Origin of the sequence: Emticicia aquatilis, from assembly GCF_014644295.1 — a bacterium.
In the GTDB taxonomy this organism is placed as follows: Bacteria; Bacteroidota; Bacteroidia; order Cytophagales; family Spirosomataceae; genus Emticicia; species Emticicia aquatilis.
In genome coordinates this window covers 176,138-197,139 of the sequence record NZ_BMKK01000012.1, presented here as the reverse complement: position 1 = coordinate 197,139, position 21,002 = coordinate 176,138, and the positions used below count along the sequence as shown (strand labels likewise).

General features: G+C 39.2%; 13 protein-coding genes. 5 read left to right on the top strand and 8 right to left on the bottom strand.

Annotation, left to right across the window (positions count from 1 at the left end):
- Window positions 1-56: 56 nt before the first annotated feature.
- Complete coding sequence (locus IEX65_RS23360) at window positions 57-2,114, bottom strand: tetratricopeptide repeat protein (RefSeq protein ID WP_188769915.1); 2,058 nt, start codon at window positions 2,112-2,114, stop codon at window positions 57-59.
- Between the two features lie 247 nt (window positions 2,115-2,361).
- Between IEX65_RS23360 and IEX65_RS23355 the strand changes: the two genes are divergently transcribed.
- The 5 genes from IEX65_RS23355 (at window position 2,362) to IEX65_RS23335 (ending at window position 7,764) form a co-directional block, all read left to right on the top strand.
- Window positions 2,362-4,086 (top strand): tetratricopeptide repeat protein, encoded by a 1,725-nt coding sequence (locus IEX65_RS23355; RefSeq protein ID WP_188769913.1) that lies wholly within the window; start codon window positions 2,362-2,364, stop codon window positions 4,084-4,086.
- A 60-nt stretch (window positions 4,087-4,146) separates the two neighbouring features.
- On the top strand, window positions 4,147-4,989 hold the full coding sequence (gene lolB1 / locus IEX65_RS23350) for a lipoprotein insertase outer membrane protein LolB1 (protein WP_188769911.1): 843 nt from the start codon (window positions 4,147-4,149) through the stop codon (window positions 4,987-4,989).
- Window positions 4,990-5,041: 52 nt separating this feature from the next.
- Window positions 5,042-6,322 carry a murein hydrolase activator EnvC family protein gene (locus tag IEX65_RS23345; protein WP_188769909.1) on the top strand — a complete coding sequence of 427 codons (1,281 nt, stop codon included), beginning with the start codon at window positions 5,042-5,044 and terminating at the stop codon, window positions 6,320-6,322.
- 121 nt (window positions 6,323-6,443) lie between these two features.
- Window positions 6,444-7,259 (top strand): 3-methyl-2-oxobutanoate hydroxymethyltransferase, encoded by an 816-nt coding sequence (panB, locus tag IEX65_RS23340; protein WP_188769907.1) that lies wholly within the window; start codon window positions 6,444-6,446, stop codon window positions 7,257-7,259.
- A 112-nt stretch (window positions 7,260-7,371) separates the two neighbouring features.
- Entirely contained in the window at window positions 7,372-7,764 is a 393-nt protein-coding gene (locus IEX65_RS23335) for a MerC domain-containing protein (RefSeq protein WP_188769905.1), read from the top strand.
- On the opposite strand, the gene IEX65_RS23330 is transcribed toward IEX65_RS23335, so the two are convergent.
- The 7 genes from IEX65_RS23330 to IEX65_RS23300 all read right to left on the bottom strand — a co-directional run bounded on the left by IEX65_RS23330 (window position 7,761) and on the right by IEX65_RS23300 (window position 20,983).
- Window positions 7,761-8,603: an NAD-dependent epimerase/dehydratase family protein gene (locus IEX65_RS23330; protein WP_188769903.1), complete on the bottom strand. Its 843-nt coding sequence runs from the start codon at window positions 8,601-8,603 to the stop codon at window positions 7,761-7,763. The genes IEX65_RS23335 and IEX65_RS23330 overlap by 4 nt on opposite strands.
- Window positions 8,600-9,478, bottom strand: coding sequence for a glycosyltransferase family 2 protein (locus IEX65_RS23325; RefSeq protein WP_188769901.1), 879 nt, complete (start codon window positions 9,476-9,478; stop codon window positions 8,600-8,602). Before IEX65_RS23325 ends, IEX65_RS23330 begins: the two co-directional genes overlap by 4 nt.
- Window positions 9,479-9,526: 48 nt before the next feature.
- Window positions 9,527-11,041 carry a lipopolysaccharide biosynthesis protein gene (locus IEX65_RS23320; protein ID WP_188769899.1) on the bottom strand — a complete coding sequence of 505 codons (1,515 nt, stop codon included), beginning with the start codon at window positions 11,039-11,041 and terminating at the stop codon, window positions 9,527-9,529.
- Between the two features lie 31 nt (window positions 11,042-11,072).
- Window positions 11,073-14,414, bottom strand: coding sequence for a VCBS repeat-containing protein (locus IEX65_RS23315; RefSeq protein WP_188769897.1), 3,342 nt, complete (start codon window positions 14,412-14,414; stop codon window positions 11,073-11,075).
- Window positions 14,415-14,570: 156 nt separating this feature from the next.
- The gene (locus IEX65_RS23310; protein WP_188769894.1) at window positions 14,571-16,961 is read right to left on the bottom strand and encodes a TonB-dependent receptor; all 2,391 of its coding nucleotides are present in this window, start codon (window positions 16,959-16,961) and stop codon (window positions 14,571-14,573) included.
- Complete coding sequence (locus tag IEX65_RS23305; protein ID WP_188769892.1) at window positions 16,958-18,166, bottom strand: DUF4249 domain-containing protein; 1,209 nt, start codon at window positions 18,164-18,166, stop codon at window positions 16,958-16,960. The genes IEX65_RS23310 and IEX65_RS23305 overlap by 4 nt, the downstream gene beginning before the upstream one ends.
- Before the next feature lie 33 nt (window positions 18,167-18,199).
- Window positions 18,200-20,983: a TIM-barrel domain-containing protein gene (locus IEX65_RS23300; protein ID WP_188769890.1), complete on the bottom strand. Its 2,784-nt coding sequence runs from the start codon at window positions 20,981-20,983 to the stop codon at window positions 18,200-18,202.
- Between the last annotated feature and the right edge of the window lie 19 nt (window positions 20,984-21,002).

Sequence of the window (21,002 nt, the reverse complement as noted above, 5' to 3'; positions counted from 1 at the left end):
AATTGAGAATTGAAAATTATCTAAAGTTTCGACCGCACATAATTTTCAATTCTCAATTAATACTTCACCCCATTCTTCTCCAAAATTCCTTTCGCATTGGCGTTGCCCTCTTTGGCTGATTTAATGTACCATTCGGTAGCGGTTTTTATATCTCCACGAGCCACGTAGTTGATTCCGATATTATATTCGTATTCGCCAGTTTTATCTCTTTCTGCTCCTTTTTTCCAGTAACTAACGGCTTTATCATCTTGCTTTAGGTCAACGTATGTAACACCAATATTGCGGTAAGCCGTCAAATAATCGGGATTTTTGGTCAATAAAGCGTCTAATTCCTTTATTTCTTGGTCGAATTTCTTTTCGAGTCTGTATGTGTAAGAATGATTTAGGTAAGCATCCCAAAGCTGCGGATTCAGTTTAATAGCATCATCAAAAACTTTGCGAGATTCCTCAAACCTATTCAAACCCGTGAGCGATAAGCCCCAAACATTCAGATATTCGGCATTTTTGGGTTCATTGGCTACGGCTTCACGGTAATACTTTTCGGCTTCTGCCATATTTCCTAAGCGATAATGTGCCGTTCCCAGCAACCAGTTTGTTCGGTTGGTTTTAGGTAAATACTGCGTTGCTCTTTCAAAATATTTAAGGGCAGTTTTGCTATCGCCTTCATCCAAAAACATTGAACCGATTGTTCGGCAAACATCACCATTCTTAAAACCACCATCATCGGCACGCATCAAATAGCTTTTCGAGGTCGGAAACTCTTTGTTTTCTAAATAATACCAGCCCAAATTACTCAAAATCATGGCATCGTTAGGGAATTCTTTATCGGCTGGTGTAAAGAGTGTCAAGCCATTCTTCCAAGTACCTGTTTGTTTGAAACTCAAGGCACACAAACCCAAAGCAACGATTGCAAAAACTGGCAAAGCTGCCTTGCTTTTTTGGTAGAAACGATTAAAAGCAAGCCCCAATAAAAATAATGGCCCGATGGATGAAAGATAGTAGTAACGGTCGGCTACGATGGCACTACCCACAGGAAATGGAAACTGCAAAACAGTAGAAACTGCAATTAAGAAAAATGCACCTGCCCACCAAATACGTTTGTCTTTTCGGCCAAACCACAAGATTGCTCCCACCAACAGAATCACACCAAGAAAAGCTCCTGAATAGATAGCAGGAAGGCTTCCGTTTGGTTTTCCTGGATACGGATAAAAAGCATAAAGTTTGAACGGAATGAGGGTTTTGACCCAATAAAAACAAAATGCATAGCACGACATCAAGATACGTTCGCCTAAAGTATAGGCTTGCGAAATCACTGAAGTAGCATCAGCACCCGCATCTTTTTGGGCGTGAGTAGCCATGTAGGCAAAAAAGAACGTCAGAACAAAATAAGGTACTTTATTGATGAAAAGCTTCGCATTGATTGGTTTTTTCAAGAAACAATAATCAGTAATAATCAATAAAGCGGGTAAAACCACCGCCATACCTTTCGACAAACACGAGGCCAAAAATAGTAGGATAGAAACTGCGTACCATTTTTTATCTTGGGTTTCATCGAACTTGATGTAGTACCAAAGAGAAAGCAATAAAAATATGGTATAGAGTACGTCTTTACGCTCGGCTGCCCACGCCACCGACTCAACGTGAAGCGGGTGAATAGCAAACAAAGCACCCGTAAAAAACGCTACCCAAAAGCTACCGTTGAGTTTCTGAATGAGCTTGAAAACCAACCAACTATTGAGCGTATGTAAGATAAGATTGTCGAGGTGATAGAGCCACGTTTGTTCTTTCACGAGTGCGTACTCAATGGCGAGCGAGAGCATCGTGAGTGGGTGGTAGTTACCCACGTGGTATTCGGTTAAAAGCCCTTTAAGGTCAAAGTTTTTTACGAATTCGTTGAGAATGATATACGGTTTATCGTCCCAAACGAAGGTATTTTGCCATACTGGAGAATAACTCACAAAAATAAGTGCCGCAAAGATGGCTGGAGTCCAGCGAACAAGGTTTTGTTCGAGAGATGTGCTGGTTTGTTGATTATTGGCCGATTGCTCTACGGCCACTGACTGCGTGCTTTCTTTCTTAGCAATGGGTTTTGCTTGTGGTTTTTGCTTTGCCATTTCAATGGGTTATATTAGGTTACACAAAAATATTTCAATTATCTTGCCAAAACAAGCCCCTCCCCAGCCCTCCCCGATAGGGAGGGAGCAGAAGTTTCGGTCTAACTATCAAAAGAATGGGGCGAATATAGCTGTTTTATCAAGAAAAATTAAGAACTTTGACTGTTCTTTGGCAAGAATCTTGCGTCATTGACACTTGCAATATTTAGTGTTTTTTAGCGTTGAAAAGCTACTACAAAATTTAACAATGAGATTCAAACAAATCATATATTTAGCTTTGGTTGCTTTACCGATGTTTTCGGAAGCTCAGAAAAACAAAAAACCTGAGAGTGAAGGCATTTCGGAGAAAGATTTAAAATCAGAAGCGTATTTCGTAGAAGGCATGAAATATTACATTGCCGAAACCTACGATAAAGCTATTCCATTGTTCAAAAAAGCTGCCGAAGGTAATCCTACGAGTGCGGGCGTAAACTACATGGTTGCGAAGGCATACTACGCCAACAGCGACCTCGCCAATGCGACGGTTTACAGCGAAAAAGCCCTCAAACTCGATGACTCGAATAAGTTTTATAGAAAATTTTTGGGCGAAATCTACACCAAACAAAAGCGATACAAAGATGCAGCCGAAATGTACGAGAAGTTGGCTGATAAATTTCCGCAAGATGTTGACAATTATCTCGACTTATCGAATGTCTATATTTTGCAAGAAAAATTTTCGGATGCAGTTGATATCTACAACAAAATTGAGCGTACGATTGGCGTAAGTGAAGAAATCACTCGCCAAAAACAATTGATTTATCTGAAACAAAACAAGCTCGAAAAAGCCATCGAAGAAGGCGACCGTCTGATTGCCTCTGAGCCAACCGAACCCGAATACGTGGTGCAACAAGCTCAGATTCTTATCTCAAACGAACGCTACGACCAAGCCATTACGATGTTGAAAAACTCGTTGAAGAAAAATCCAGATTTTGCCGAAGCCCACGTTTTATTGGCCGAGATTTATCGCAAACAAAATGAGCTTGAAAAATGCAACGAAGAACTTCAAGTAGCTTTTGCCAACAAAAATCTTCCTGTTGAAGTTAAATTCAAGATTCTGAGCAGTTATATGCTCATGATGAAAGAAGATAACAGCGATAAAACACTCGATAATCTTCTGACACTGACACAAGAATTAATCAAACAGTCGCCAAATGAAGCAAAAGGCTATGTGGTTTTGGGCGATTTATTGATGAAAAAGGGTGAAATGGCGACCGCTCGTGATAATTACGTGAAGTCAACGCAGTTCGATAAATCGGTTTTTGAAGTTTGGTTGGCCATTGTTGAGTTAGATGCTAAATTAAATCATATTGATAGTTTGGCAAAACATTCGGAAGAAGCCATCGAATATTTTCCGAATCAATCTTTCTTTTGGTATCATAATGGTTTTGCCAATTTTGCCAAAAAAGATTATCAAAAAGCTGTTTCTTCGCTCGAAGAAGCAAGAAATTTATCGGTTGATAATGCCGAATTGGGCAAGCACGTAAATGCACTTTTGGGCGATACTTACAACGAATTGAAGAAATACGCCAAGTCGGACGAAGCATACGAAGCAGTTTTGAAAACCGACCCAGACTACGAACACGTATTGAATAATTACAGTTATTATTTGTCGATGCGTAAAGATAAACTCAGCCGAGCGGTGCAATTATCAACTCGTTTGACCGATAAATTTGGTGATAACGCAACGTACCTCGATACACACGCTTGGGTACTTTACACCATGAAAGAATACCAAAAAGCACGTGAGTTTTTGGAGCGTGCCTTGAAGCAAGAGAAAGGCGTAAGTGGCACAATCGTTGAGCATTATGGCGATGTTTTGTTTCAGCTTGGCGAAAAAGATAAAGCCATTGAACAATGGAAAAAAGCTCGCTCAATGGGCGAAAATAGTACAAATATTGATAAAAAGATTCAATCTGGGGCTTTGATTGAATAAGTCAACAGCCCGTTGTCGATTGTCCACAGAATTTGGGTGGAGAAATAAACTAACCATAAAATGTCAAAATATTCTTTTCTGATAATTAGTTTTTTTGTGATTCTTTCGGCTTCATCTTGCAAGCGACATAAGATGCACAAAAAAGAGATTGTTGCCGTTGATACGCTGGCTTCTCAACCGATGAGAGCCGAAAAACCAGTTTTAGTTACTGATGAAACTACTAAAGTTGAGGCTCCAGTAGCAATCAAAATTGATGTAAAACCTGCCGAAATTGATTTTAAGTACCTCAATATCAAATCAAAAGTAAATTTTTCGGCAGGTGGTGAAGAGCAGAGTTTTCCTGTAAATATTCACATCAAAAAAGATAGCATTATTTGGCTATCGATTGTGGTGGGGCTTGAAGGTGGCCGAGGTATCATCACCAAAGATTCGGTTATTTTCTTAGACCGACTGCACCGTACTTATTATAAATACGATTTTGCGAGTTTGAGTAAACAGTTCAATTTTAATCTAAATTATGACCTTGTTCAGTCGATTTTGATTGGAAATATGCCAATCAAAAAGCGTGAAACCGATGTGGTGGAGAAGCAAGAAGGTAGTTTTGTGATAAAACAAAAAGAAGGTTTTGTGAGAATCGAAAATAGTATTGCCGAAGCCAATCTGAAACTTCAGAAAGTAAATGCCAGCGATGAAACTGGCGATAGCAAAATGGAAATAGATTATTCTAATTTCTTGACTATCACCGATTTGATATTCCCACAAGACATTAAAGCCAAGATTGACGCCAAAAAAGATGGCAAGGTTCTTCAAACTTCAATAAATTTGCAGCATAATAAGATTGAAGCACTCGACCAAAGTCCAGGTTTTGCGTTTAGTATTCCAAAATCTTATGTGCCTAAATAAATGCGTCTTCTGTACCGAAGGTCTGACGAAATAAATTCCCTCCTTAATTGCAATGGCTCTTAGAACCTTTATATATTTTTTTATTGGCGTTTTTGTGATAAGTACATTTTCGAGTACTGATGTTTTTGCTCAACGCCGAAAAAAAAGTAGAGCTCAACTCGAAAACGAAAAGCGAAGAAACCTCGAAAAAATTGCAGAAACAAAACGTGCCTTAGAAAATACTAAAGAAAAGAAAGAAGTAACCGTTGGGAAGATAAAAGCAATCAAAGAACAGATTTCGTCGCAAGAAGAGCAAATTGGCCTCATGGAGCAAGACATGGAGCTAATTGACATGGAAATGCAAGATATTATTGATGCCAAGCGTGGACTCGAACAAAAACTTGATACCCTCCAACGAGAATATGCCGCAATGCTTTATGGAGCATCAAAAATTAGCGGAAAAATCAATCAACTTAGTTTTTTATTCTCCTCATCATCGTTCAATGACCTCATCATGAGGTATAAATATCTTCAACAATACACTGATAATCGAAAGTCGCAAGTAGCTCAGATGATGAAAGTAGTGGCCTTATTGCGTGAGCGACAAGCAAACTTAGAAGGTAAAAAGTCAGATAAAAAACGAATTATTTCGGCAAAACTCACCGAGGCTCAGTATCTCGAACAACTCAAAAACCGCCAAACCGAAATGGTGGGCGAGTTATCGAAAAAGGAAAAAGATTTGAGAAAAGAGATTGAGGCAACAAAAAAATCGGTAAGCAAACTCGAATCCTCGATTGCGGCTGTGGTGGCACGAGAGATTGCTCGTAAGAATCGTGAACGAGAACTCAAGCAAGACCGAGAAGCAAAATTAGCTAAAAATAAAGTTAAGAAGCCTGTTACGAAGAAAGTTACCAAAGACTTAGACGATGAAGAAACTGCTCTCGGAAAATCTTTTGCTGCCTCAAAAGCTCGTTTGCCGTGGCCTGTGCAACGAGGTTTCATTTCCGATAGATTTGGTATCAAAGAACACCCCGTTTTGAATGGTGTTTTGATAAATAATAATGGTATTGATATTCAGACTTCGAACAACGCAACTGTTCGTTCAGTTTATGCGGGCGAAGTAAAAGATATTACCGAAATACCAGGTTTGGGAAATGTAGTTTTGATTCAACACGGCGAATATTTTACGGTTTATGCCAATTTACGACAAATTTTCTTGTCGGTAGGGCAAAAAGTTGGGGCAAAAGAAACCATCGGAACTGCGGGCGAGTCAGGCGGAGCAACCGAAATAAACTTTCAGATTTGGCATAATAGTCAGCATTTAAACCCCGAAGGGTGGCTTGTTCCGAGATAAATTGGTTATTGGAAAACGGGGAAATTGGTTACTGGAGAACTGGTAATTCGATAAATATTCTCATTTTCCAAGCCCCAATTTCCTAATAACTAATTTCCCAATAACCAATAACAGAAACAGTATGTCTGTACACAATGAAATTAAGCGTATTACCACGCATACGCTCCAAGAAATGAAACGCAAAGGCGAGAAAATTGCCTGCTTGACTTCGTATGATTATTCGATGGCAAAAATCGTTGATTCGGCTGGCGTTGAACTGATTTTGGTGGGAGATTCTGCCTCCAATGTAATGGCTGGCCACGAAACTACGCTACCGATTACGCTCGATAATATGATTTATCACGCACAGGCAGTTGTGAAGGGTGTAAAAAGAGCCTTAGTAGTGGTTGATTTACCTTTTGGTTCGTATCAAGGAAATTCGGAAGAGGCATTGCGTTCGGCCATCAGAATTATGAAAGAATCGGGTGGACACGCTGTGAAACTGGAGGGCGGAATCGAAATAAAAGAATCTATTGAGCGTATTTTAAGTGCTGGAATTCCAGTAATGGGACACTTAGGACTTACGCCACAATCTATTTACAAATTCGGTACGTATGTCGTGCGTGCTAAAGAAGAAGAAGAAGCCGAACAGCTCATGGCCAATGCTAAAATGCTCAATGATGTGGGTTGTTTCGGAATGGTCTTGGAGAAAATTCCAGCTGCTTTGGCTAAAAAAGTAACAGAATCAGTAGCGATTCCTACCATCGGAATTGGTGCGGGAAATGGCTGTGATGGTCAAATTTTGGTCGTACACGATATGTTGGGTATCAATAAAGATTTCTCACCACGTTTTCTTCGCCGTTATGCAGATTTACACACGATTATGACCGAAGCCGTAATGAACTATACAAAAGATGTGAAATCGTCTGATTTTCCGAACGAAAAAGAATCTTACTGATAATATTTACTCAAACTTGAACCAAAATATTTGCAATAGTGTTGCATTAATACTTATATTTGCAACACTATTGCAGGCAAGGGACTGCTCGTAATAAATTTTCAAGTTTTTTATGCGAAAAATATTCACTCATTACCATACACTTAATAAAGTTGGCTTGTGGCTTTCGGTGCTTTGCACGATTCATTGTTTGGCTATGCCTTTTTTAATGACTGCCTTGCCGTTTTTGGGAGAAAGTTTTTTGAGTGAAAAATCAGAAATGTACTTAATTGGTGTGAGTGCTATTTTGGCAATTTTCTTATTGATTAAAGATTACCGAAACCACCAAAATCCGTTACCTCTTCGACTTTTAGTCATTGCTCTTTGCTTTAATTTTGCAGGTTTATTTTTAGCTAAAGGCACATACGAAATCCTTTTCAATGTGACAGGTGCTTTGGTGATGGCAGTGGCCTATTACATCAACTGGAATTCTCACCGCCGTGCTTGTCATACACATTCACATTAATTAGGCCATTTATAGTAATAATCTAAGGGGTTTTCGTATATAAAATTATATTTCGAGAATGCAAGCCACTTTTTAGGACTAATAATCTTGAAAGGTTGGGGTTCTGCAGGTGCTACAAATTCGGGCATTTCAAAGCCCAATTCTTCGCAGTTTTTAGCGTAAATTTCTTTTCTTGTCGGATGAATTGGCGAAACAATATTAAACGTTTCGTTCCAAATCTTATCTTCGATAATTGTTTCAATAACCTTGATTACATCATCACGATGGACGTAGTTTACTTGAATATCGCCCGTGGTAAGACCTTTCCAACCCGAAAAATATTTAGCAGGAATTCGGTCGTAGCCCATCAGCCCGCCACAGCGTAGAATTGTTAGATTAACTGAAGATTCTTTCCAAAGAGCGAGTAATAATTTTTCGGCTTTTACCATCGTTGGGCTGGCCGATTGCTCGGGTGTGATGACATCTTCTTCAAATACTTCTCTATTCAATTCGGGGTAAACAGAAGTTGAACTTATGTAGATAATATTTTTGATAGAAGATGCTTTGATGAACGGAAGCAAATTAGAAATTTGCTCTACGTGGGCATCCACTTTCTGAAGACTGATTCGTGGCGGAATGTTTATTAACAGGGTCTCTGAATTTAAGAAGTTATCCACATTTTCGCCAACAATTTGTGGATTAAGTTGAATGCGAAAGGCTTCAATGCTATTTTCGGTCAGAATAGGTAGTTTTTCTTCGTTCGTAGTACTTCCTTTTACTGTATATCCTTTATCCGAAAAATACTTTCCGAGTGGTAAACCTAACCAGCCACAACCTAAAATACTTATTGATTTACTCATTTGCTTGTTTCGTTTTTCTGCTTTTCTTCGCTTTCCAATTCAAAAATCTTTACATCAACCACAAACCTAAACCAAAGGGCTTGTAGGAAATGGAAAATCATCCCTTCTTTGCCATCAAGAATACCCAATTGGATAAAATATCTATGAAAAAAATAAATAAACGGACGCACAAAAAGTGGCATATCCCACCAGATTTTCTTCAAAAATGCCACTCGTTGGTCAGGATTCCCGAAGAATTTTGGTTGAATCGTTTGATTGCGTAATTGTTTTTTTCTTTCAATTTCCTCACGAGCAACTTGGTCGCTGTATCGGTTGTGTTTTTCAATCCAAAAACTGATTCGGTTTTCTTTGAGATTTTCTTCTTTCAAATAGCCTTTGTCCCAAACGATGTTTTTGCCTTCGGCCACAAAACGGTGGTCCATGTTTTCATTGAGGTCAGAGAAGCCTACGCCCGTGCGGAACATTTTCATCAAATATTTCGGAAAATATCCTCCGTGCTTGAGCCAACGACCTTTGAAATAGTTTTTTCGATTAAAGAAAATTCCGTTGACATCGGCTGGTGTGCTTGAATCCTTGAAGTTTTTCAGCATTTCCAGTAACTCAGGTAACACTATGTGGTCGGAGTCGAGACCGATTGTCCACGGGGTTTTTACTGGGAAATTTTTGAGAGCAAAATCCCATTGTTTTGGGTGGTTTTCAAACTTATTATATTTGACGATTGCTCCATAACTGGCCGCAATTTCGAGTGTTCGGTCGGTGCTTCCTGAATCCAGAATAAAAGTCTCAGCATTGAGTTCTTTGATAGACTCAAGCAATCGTGGAAGGTGCTGTTCTTCGTTGAAAGATAATATGATAATAGAAAATTCGGTATTCATGAGAGGAAATTTAGAAGGAAGACCTCGCTTGCGAGGTCTTCCTTAACATTAGTCTATGTTTTTCTTCGATTTGCCGAAGCGAATGCCCAAACTTGTTCGTTCTGAAACGACGATTCCAAGTACAAAAAGCATTGTTAGTAATATATGAAACGGAATCGAAAACATTAAATTCTCGATTTTTATTTGCCAAGAAATAAGAATAAAGATTGCCGCCACAATTAGATACGTACTTACTGAACCAATGTCATACGGAATTGGATAATGTTTTTGCCCGTAGTAATAGCACAACACCATCATGATAAACGATGAAATAGCAAATGTAATGGCACAACCAATATAGCCCCAAATCGGAATCAGAATGATATTCAGAATAACTGTAATGACCATTCCGATGATAGTAAAATAGGTACCGAAATAGGTTTTATCACTAAGTTTAAACCACATTGAGATATTCTGGTAAACTCCAATAAACAGATTGGCCAATAATAAAATTGGCACTACAACTATGCCCGAGCGGTAATTTTTACCCAAAATCAAACTAATTAAGTCAATATTGATACTTACGCCTACCCAAATCAGTACACAAGCAATCGTAAACCATTTGGTGGCGAGAGCGAGCATTGATGGAGAGTTTTTATCTTCGGCTTTCGAGAAAAAGAATGGGTCGGCTGCGTAGCGATACGCCTGCACAACGAGCAACATGAAAATTGAAAGTTTATAAACATTGGCATAGATACTGAAGGCATCGTCGCTCGTAAGACCATTGTAAAATCCTTCAGGTAATATTTTGATAAACATCAGACGGTCGGCGGTTTGATTGACTGCACCTGCCAAACCCATGATAAGTAGTGGATAAGCGTAGATTAGCACAGGCTTGAATTTTTGAAAATCGAAGCTAAAGCGGAAGTCGATAAATTCTCGCCACAAAAGCAAAATGGTAATCAAACTGGCAATAAAATTAGCCCAAACGATATAGTCAGGCCCAATAGCTGGATTGTAGAAATAATCGGCAAAGGGTTTCCATGATTCAAGGAAAAGGCCTTCGTGGATGTATTTACAAAACATCAAATAAAAAGCATTTAGCCCAATATTGATAAAAATATTGGTCATACGAATAAACACGAAGCGTTTTGCTCGGTTTTCAGCTCTTAATTTTACGAAAGCAATGGCTGCGATGGCATCAGTCGCCAAGATGATTGCAAACCAAACGATGAGGCGTTCTTTACCAGGAAAACCCATCCAGTTGATGATAGGTGTAGCAAAAAAGAAAATAATAATCGAAAAAACTACACTCGTCAGAATGATGTAAGAGAGTATCAGATTGAAATATTCTTGGCGATTTTCTTTCTTGGCATAGCGGAAGAAAGCTGTTTCCATACCGTAGGTATAGAGTATGTTCAATAGAATGACCCAAACGTAAAGTTGATTGTTATCGGCAAGGAGTTTTGGTTGGTCGAAAACACGGGTATGAACCGCCACCAAAAGCCAGTTGAGAAAACGCCCAACAATACTACTTAAACCATAAAGGGCGGTGTCACTCGCCAGTTTTTTTACTACACTCATATTTTAATTTTGTTAGTCACGATGCCCTTAGCTACTGATTTTTTCTGAGGGCGAGCTTGATTGCCATCAAGTAATCGTTATTTCTGGCCGCTAAGATAATATCTTCTTTGCCAATTTTTATCTTTTTCAGCCTTCTTACTTGTCCTTTTACTGGTAATCCTTGCATTTGAGTAGCTTCAAAGTTGCCTTTTCCTCGATTTATCAATACCGTACCGTAGTCGGCATCGTATCGGCCCATTTGAATATTACACTCATAGAAGTTGCCCATCAGTAATACATCGGGCAGAGAATCGCCATTGGCATCAATGATTTGAGCATCGTTAAATGGCGTAAATTGGGCATTGGCTGGCAGTGGTTTGGTCGTGAAATTTCCTTTGCCGTCATTTATCAAAATTGCATTGCTAAAATAATCAGCTTCAAATAATGTGGCAGAATTTAATAAATCTTTGCCCACAATATCGGCAATGCTGGCTTTGGCAAAATCTTTGGCCAATAAATACTTTTTCTTCGTAACTGGCAGTTGCTTGTCAATCTCCAGCTTATTGGCAAACGGAATTTCTTTGCCATTTAAGTAATAAGTCAGGATTTGTTCTCTTTTGCCATTTCCGTCATAATCATTCACGTACATGCGTATAGGTTGCGAAGTCGATGCTTGTAATCGGCTATTTTGCCCCAAATTTCCTGCCAAAATATCTATGTCGCCATCACCATCGAAATCGAATGGTAGCGTGAAATTCCACCAACCTTTTTCCTGACTTAGGACTTTTTTCGTGAATTTTCCTTTGTTATTTTCAAACATTGTTATCGAATCCCACTCCAAAGCCAAAAGTAAATCTTGGTCGCCGTCTTTGTCCATGTCAGCAAAAGTAGCGTTTTTTACTAAACCTGCTTGGGCAAGTTCGGGAGCAATGGCGGCCGTAATATCTGTAAATTTACCCATCCCATCATTTTTGAGCAGATACGAACGAGGAATTGCACCATAATCCCACGGTACGGCTCTACCCGAAATGAATAAATCCATTTTACCATCAGCATCAAAATCAATCGGTTTGACCGAAGATGCGGTCATGTAAATACCATTGAAGGCATCGGGTTTTAGTGTGAAATTGCCTTTTCCATCGTTGAGATAAAGTCGCTGGGTAAGGCTTTGTGCTTTACCAAAAAACTCATTTCCGCCCGTAGCGAGCACTAAATCGAGGTGAGTATCGGCGTTTACATCAACAAAAACGGCATCAATATCTTCGTAGAGACTGTCTTTTTCAATGGCAGGCTGCTTGGTTCGGGCGAACTTACCATCGGATTTTTGCAATAAAATTTGACTTTTAAAATCTCTTGCCGAACCCACAAAGACATCTTCCAAACCATCATGATTGACATCGGCCACGGCCAAAGCTGGACCTTCAGTTGACATCATGTTAGGAATCAGAATTTCACGGTCAAACTCCACGAAATTGTTTTCTTCGTGCTTAATTTCTAAGCCAATTTGCTGAGCAATATTCTGAAACTCTACTGTCTTTGACTTCGGAACTAAGGTTTTATAATCAAAAACAGGTAAACCTACCGTAAAATTTACTTGAATTTTGTTTTTAGCGAAACTTGATTTATCGAGTTTCTGGTAAGTATTATTCGGCCAAACGATTAGAATTGAGTCAATTTCGACGGCATTGCCAAGCCCAACGGTAAGCGGAATTTCCATGCTCGACTGAAAACCTCGCACCGGAAATTTTTCATAGGTAATGGTTTTATCTTTCATGAAAACCAAACATTTTGTGCCAATAGCGTTGAGGTTTTGAGCGTCACCTTTGAGCGAAATTGTCAGTGATTTATTTTGAGGGTTATTTTTATTGGCAAAATTTTCGTAGATAAATGCTTTTTCGTTGATGTTGTTGGTGATAATGTCTAAATCACCATCGTTGTCTAAATCGGCATAAACCGAGCCGTTTGAAAAAGATAGTTTATCGTTAAGAATTTCAGCCTCAGCATCTTTGAAAGCCAGATTGGCTTGATTAGAAAAGAACTTATTGAAAAGCTTGATTTCGGGCAATTTATCAACCAGTGAAACATCCGTTTCATCAAATTTCTTTTCTCTGATTTTTTCTTGAATGACTTCATCGGAGGCAAACTTAATGTAGTCGATGTCGTTCATGCGTTTGCCGATGCCGTTCGATACGAACAAATCTTTGTAGCCATCATTATCAAAATCGACAAAGAGCGATGCCCACGACCAATCGGTGGCATGAATGCCTGCAAACATACCAATTTCGCTGAAAGTACCGTTTTTGTTATTTAATTGGAGGTTATTTCTCGAAAACTGATGGTTATAGCCTTGTTTTAGTTTATAATTAAAGATATTATAGGCATCATCGCCTTCCGAGCGTTTCAAAATTTCGGGGTCGTTGGGAAGCATATCCAGCGAGACAATTTCTGGGAAGGCATCATTATTAATATCGGCAATATCAACTCCCATCGAAAACTGGCTCGTGTGCATCATTTGGCTGTTGATTTCGTCCTTGAATCCAGCACCTTTTTGATTGATGTAGAGGTAATCGTTTTCATGAAAATCATTGCCGATGTACATATCAGGGTAGCCATCTAAATTGACATCTCCCACGCACACGCCCAAGCCATAGCCCAAAACCGTACCTATAATGCCCGAATTTTGAGTTACATCCACGTAGCGTGGGTGCGTCGAAGCACCATCTTTTGTGGCCATAAACAATTTATCGCCAGCTGTAGGGTGAAACGTGCCATCGAAATTGGCTCTTGCTCCAAAAGTACCATTGCTATGCACTGAATGATTGAGCATAAACATATCCAAATCGCCATCTAAATCATAATCGAAAAAGGCCGCTTGCGTGCCGAACCCTCTTAAATCTAAGCCGTATTCTTTTGATAATTCTTCATAAACAGGAATGCCTTCGGGGGTGATTTTCTGACAAACGTAAAGCAGATTTTGTCCTTTTAAACCTTCATAATCGCCCACTTGACTAATGTATATGTCGAGTTTTCCATCTTGGTTAATATCAACGATTGATACGCCAGTTGACCAACCTTTGTTTGATTTAAAATTACTTTTGGTGGTAATATCTTCAAATTTTAGTCCGCCTTTATTGAGGTAAAGTTTATTTTCTTTGAGATTTGAAGTGAAGCATAAATCGATTAAACCATCGTTGTTTAAGTCACCAGCCCCAACTCCGCCACCGTTGTAGAAATACATATAGTTGAAGATATTCAAATCTTTACTTGGCACTAAATCATTCGAAAAGTCGATGCCTGTTCGCTCAGTGCTTAGTAATTGGAACTTATAGTCTTCGTTTTTTTTGCACGAAAACAATACTATTGAAGACAGAATAAATATTAAAAACTTTTGCATTACGCGTGAAAATTTTGTGATTTGACTAAGTGGTTTTTTCGGTAAGCCATAATCTGGGCTAACGTCGGCAGGGTTCAAAACCCTGCCGACGTTTATTTCCTTATGAATCAGCGTTGAACCAATAAACAATATCGTTCATAAAACACAACAAGAAAATTACTGAAACTCGAAATTATAAGCCAAACTTACAATTGGAGCGGCAAAAATCTGCAATTTATAGGCTTTGTTTACACCATTTTCCGTTTTGAAAAATACTGAATAAACATTCTTTTTGGCGTAAAGATTATAGACCGTAAAAGCCCAACGAGTTTTGTATCGTCGGTCTTTCATGCGTGGATTATAGATATTCCACGCAAAATCTAAACGATGATAGTCGGGAATTCTTTTGTTGTTTCGTTCATCAAAAAACGGATAGACGTTGTTGAGGTAATTCACAAAACCAACGGGTTCGGTATATGGTCGCCCCGTGCTGTACATAAATGTAAAGCTAAACGAATTGTGTTTATCGACCGTAATATCAAGCGAACTATTGAGGCTATGTGGGCGGTCATAGTTTGAAGCATACCAATTGCCATTATTTACTCGGTCGATTGGATTTACGTTTTCAAAAGTACGGTTAAATGCCCTCGAATACGTATAATTTACCCAGCCATTTACTTTTCCTTTCTTTTTTGTTACCATCAGTTCCAAGCCGTATGCTTTACTAATACCTTGAACGATTTGAGTTTCGGGATATTTTTGCAAGAGAAAATCAGCTCCAGGTTTATAATCTACGATATTTTCAGTAAATCGGTAATAGCCTTCGATAGATAAATCATAGATATTATCATTGAAAGATTGGTAATAACCCATCGAAATCAAAGAACTGATTTGTGGTTTGATGTGTTGGTCAGAGGTTTTCCAGCGAGAAGTCGGAATCGGGGTTGTAGTATTTGACACAATCTGCAAATACTGACGCATCAGATTATAACCAAACTTCAACGAAGCGTTTTCGCTAAGGTTATAACGAAGACCAAAACGTGGCTCAAAACCACCGTAAGCTTTCATAACCTTTCCTCTGGCAATCTGAACTGTATCAAGCACGGAATAATCATCACGAGGTTCGCCCGAGATATAAGTCCTGTAATTATTCGGCCCCATTGCCATAAATCTTGAGTATCGAATGCCCATCGAAACGGCCAGTTTTTTAGAAATTTCATACTCATCGTCGGCATACCAACCCGCTTCGTTGGCGTACTCGGTTGGGGTAGTGATGTATTTTACACTCACACTTGCGTTCGGATTCAGTGTTCCTGGCTTGATTGTATATTGAATAAAACTCAATCCCGACTCGATTTTGTGCTTACTTAGTTGGTAATTTATGTTAGATTTTATCTGTTTCTGTAAAAGACTTGACTCTAAACTTACCTCATTATCAGTTTTTTCGACATTAATGATTTTTGGTGAATACTGGGCCACCAAAGCCGTTGTTTGGAGATTAAGTTTAGGGTTAATAACGTGCAACCAACGCATCATTCCGTTGTTGGTGTAATGCTTATAGAATGTCGAAACGCCGATGACGTTCGGGAGGTTTGTCAGTAAATTTGTCTGAAAATTATCGTAGCTTTTATAGTAAGTGGTCGTTAATGTATTTTTAGGATTCATTTTCCAGAAGCCTTTAAACACACCTTCACCAAACTTCGTACGAATGTTATTTAGCCTTTCGGAAGCAATCGGTAAAAGAAAATCATTGAAAGCCCCACGACCAGCGAAGTAGATGCCTACTTTGTCTTTCACGATTGGTGCTTCTACCATTAAGCGATTCGACACAAGACTAATACCTCCTTTTATCATGAATTTTTCGAGACTGGGGTTCTTCAGAGTAATATCAACCACCGAAGCAGCACGTCCACCGTATCGACCCGGTACGTTTCCTTTATATAAGTCTAAATTTGTAACAGCATCGGGCGGAAAAACCGAAAACAAACCAAACATGTGCGTTGGGTTGAAAATCGGGGTATCATCGAGCAAAATAAGGTTTTGGTCAGTTGTACCGCCTCTGATGTTTACACCGTTGGAGGCTTCGCCAACGCTCGTTACACCCGGTAGCATTTGCATTCCTCGCAGCAAATCCAATTCGCCAAAAGCCGAGGGCAATTTCTGGAAGGTTTTGATATTGATTTGATTCACCCCAAGCAATGGTTGACGAACATTTTGGTCGAAACCTTTGGTTGTAACAACCACTTGTTCGAGTTCGTTTTCGACTCTCGTAAGCGAAACATCAATATTTAAATTACTTTGCTGCGAAGCAATAAATTTGGAAAAAGAAACGTACCCAACGTATCGCACATTGAGTGTGTGATTTCCTCTCGAAACCGTAAGTACAAACTTGCCATTGGCATCGGTTTTTGTGCCGTTTTTGGTCTTATTATAATCAAGCACGATTGAGGCTCCTTCCAGTGGAGTGTTCGTGATGGAGTCTCGCACTATACCCGTGATATAAAATTGAGCCTGAGTATTGAAACCTACCAGCAAGAGGGCGATATATAAGTAAAAATGTTTTTTCATTGTATTTGCCATCCTGCGGGTTTAATAGGTGTGCGACTAAGGCTTTTCTTGCAGATTGCTAACGGAATATCCAGACGCTCAACCGAAGATTCTTCGGGTTGAGGCAAGCGGTTGTTTTTTGCAAAAAACAAAGCATTGATGCCCGCACCAGTAGCATTTTTGCGTGTGAGCATATATTTCACTTCACTAACCGACGAAACTGAAAAATACCCCAAAACTAATTCGCTAGTATCATCTTTATTATACACATTACTTTTGATAGGAGCGGGTGGCGTATCGGCAAGCGTACCAGTATTGATTGATTGGTCTTGAATTAGTTTGAAATATCTAAACGCATTGGGCGATAACGACATTTGTTGGATACTGACCAAACATTGATTTGATTGATAAAGCGGAATTTGAGCAACCAATTTGTTTTTTTGAAGTTGGCCATCGGTGAAAACATCAGAAAAAATATTGATGTCAGAACTATAAAAAATATCCCAACAAGAAGTACCGCAAGTATAGTCGAAAATATTATTGTAGTTGAGCGTTAAGTCACGGTAACAAGTGCCATTTTCGCCGTTTTCGTCTTCATACAAATAATACCTACCCTGCGAACAAGTTTCGCAATATTTTTGGGTTTCCCATTGTGTCCAACGCCATCTGTAAAAGTTTTTTTCGGAAGGATTATCTTGAAAATCTACATAAAAATCATTGGTAGAAATCCGCTCATCGCTGGTTGGGTATTTTTTTACGCCAGTTTTATTAAATTCTTCACGCACACTACCGATGGACGAAACAGGTAGCATCGTTTCGAGTGGCGACTCGTAAGTTTTGCCGTTGGAGGTCTGAAACCAAAGCTGATAAGTGCTTCCAACTTTTGCTTTAAAATTATCTGGCAGATAATAATATCCTGGCAAAGTTTCTTCCAAATTTATGCTTTGTGTGCCATCGACGATAAGTTTTACGTTTGCATCAGAAACAGGAATAGATTCCTTTTTTTGAGCTAAAATAATGGAAGTAAATTCTGAACTTTTGAATTGTGCATTTTCAGAAGTTCTGAATATTGTCAAGAATTGTGGTTCATTGAGGTCGGTCAATACGCCATCAATGATGATATAGCCTTTACTGCTGCTGATGTCGATGCTGTACGGGTCAACACAAGCCAAAAACGCAGCACAGAACGTAAAGAAAATTAATATATTTCGTTTGAAAATTTCCATTGAATAAGGTGATTTTAAGGTCGTTTTAGGCTTTTACTCGATAATTATCTTCTTATTCATTACTTTCCCCAAGCTATTCGTGAGTTTGATAATCAAAATCCCTCGGATATTCTGACTGTTCCAATGGTGTTTCAGCGACTCATTTTGTGAAATTCTGCCCAAATCTTGCTTATAAATACTTTTTCCTGCCGTATTATAGATTTCCAGCTCATAATTGGCCGTTTGCTTGATGATTGTCTCGAAGGTAAGTTCAGTATTAGCTTGACTTGGATTCGGATATACATTCAGCGTATTATCTTCATTCAATTCCTCTTCGGAAGCCGTAATTACCGAAAGCCCATCTCTCAAAACCAAAAGACTATTGGTAGTGGTGCAGTCCCATTGGGTTCTGACTTTCAGTATCTTTCGTTCGGTGTCATAATAAGCCAAATTATCTTTGTTGAAGTCGGTTTCTCTGAAAACAACCGAAATATTTTGCTTATTTATACTGACCGATTTTGGAATTGAAGTCAGATTGATAACTTCATACGTGAGCGAACGACTGGCCAGCGTGCCTGCATAGTTTTGCGTGCGAGTTGCTTCGATTTGAACACTGTCGGTGGCGGTTTTGCCCGAAAAACTCAGTAATTCATACCGCATATTTTGTAAGACTTTGGCGTCTTTTCCGTCATCATGAAAGACCGTGAAGGTATTTCTTGGTACTGAAATATCTTGATAATAACGCACAACCAAACTATCGGTGCTGTATAAATTAGTCGAAGTCTTGGCCGATTTAGCCATCGGCATAATACTTCCTGCCCGAGCGTAAACTGGAATATCATCAATCGTGACATTTTCAAAAACATTGGTTTCGCCGTTGTAGAGTTTGTTTGTCCAGAAATTAAACCATTTTCCTTTGGGTAAAATCACTTTCCGCAGCGGCATTCCGTGAATCAAGATTGGAGCAACGACTAAATTTTCACCAAAGAAATACTGGTCTTCGATATTCCCGTTGGCTTTGCTCAAATCGAAATAATCCATCGTCAAGCAGATTGGTCGACCAGTTGTACTATTTTTATAAGCCAAAGAATACAGATAAGGCAGTAACTCATAACGCAGCTTGATATAACGCTTTGAAATGCTGTAAAAAGGCTGTGTGAGGTTGTATGGTTCGGTACTGAAACGCAACCCGTGTGAGCGTAGAATCGGCGAAAAAGTAGAGAATTGTAACCAACGAACGTCTAATTCTTCATTTTTTTCTGATTGGTCAGAGCTGGTAGCAAAACCACCCGTATCGGAGTGCATATAGGCCAAACCCGAAAAACCGGAATGTAACATCATCGGAATTTGGTATCTCAAACCCGACCAAACTCGCAGCACATCGCCACTCCACGGCAAAACTCCGTAGCGTTGCGAGCCAATATACCCCGACCGACTAAGATTAAAAACTCGCTTTTCGGGAAAGTCAACGGCATAATTGTCATAAATATTCTTGGCCCAAGCTAGACCATAGAGATTATGTACATCGTTGGCCGAACCGTTGGCATGTAGAAAATTTGATGGGTGATTTTCGGGTTCGTTTTTATCGCTCCAAAAACCACTTACGCCTTGACTGGTCAACGCTTTCATTTTTTGCCAAACCCATTTTTGAGTATTCGGATTAAAAATATCCAGCAAGCCAACTGTTCCGTTCCACATCGTTATTTGTCCTGTACGATTAGTGTTGGCATTTTTGGCGAAATAATTTAAAGAGTCGGCCAGTTTATAATTGAAAGATTTTGTGGTGACATACGGGTCGTTGATAAGCACTGTCTGCACGCCTGATGCTGCAAAATCTTTAATCATTTGGGTCGAATTTGGCCATTTGGTTTTATCCCAGTCAAAATTCCCCATCGTTGTTCCATCACCGTACCAATATAAATCCAAAATCATCGCATCGACAGGAAAACCTTCGTTTTGGAGTTTTTTTAGTACGTCTTTGGCATCATTTTCGTTTTTATAGCCAAATTTCGACTGTAAATACCCCAAAGCCCATCTCGGTGGCAAAGGCTGTCGGCCCGTGAGAAGTGTATAATTTTGCAGGATTTCGTCGTTTGAAGCACCGTTGATGAAGTAGTACGCCCAATTTCCTGTACTTGCTACTTCCACTCGCAACTGTGTTGAGTCTTGAGCTCCTACGTACATTCGCATATCGCCTGGCAGGCTTCCATCAAGCAATAAACCATACTTTTGTGATGAAACAATGAAAGGAAGATTAATACTCTGCGATAACCCCGTAGTTAGGCCGAAACCATCATCGTAGTAACCGCCTCGATAGGTATTAGTAAAATCAAGGACTTTTCGATTGAGGTTAATTTCGGAGAATCTTCCGCCCGTACCGTGAAATACATCTTCGGGGTTTATCTTGAAAGAAAAGTAAACCGAATCTTTGCCAAAACCAATGCCTCGTTCTTCAGAAATCTTTGTCAGATTCCCCGATTTTAGGCTTACTCTCAAAGGATTTTTATTGATTTCGAGTATTGATTTACTGCTAATTATTTCAAATTTTGTAGCACTTTCATTGATTTTTTGCGTAAAACCCTGCGGTTTTAAGACCACACAAGCCGAGCTATCATAAGATGCCTGACCACTTTTCAACAACTGAACTTTAAAAATATCGGGCGAAAATTGTTGGATAAACAAATCACCCGTTGTTCCTTTTATCCTTAACCCTTTTGTGGTTTCGGAAACACTTACGTAACTACCCGCACTCTGCGAAAATACCTGATTGACAATCAGTAAAAAAACAATGACTGAACAATACTGAAATTTTGCTACGAATGTTTCTATTTGTTGCATGTCGATTAATGATTAATGG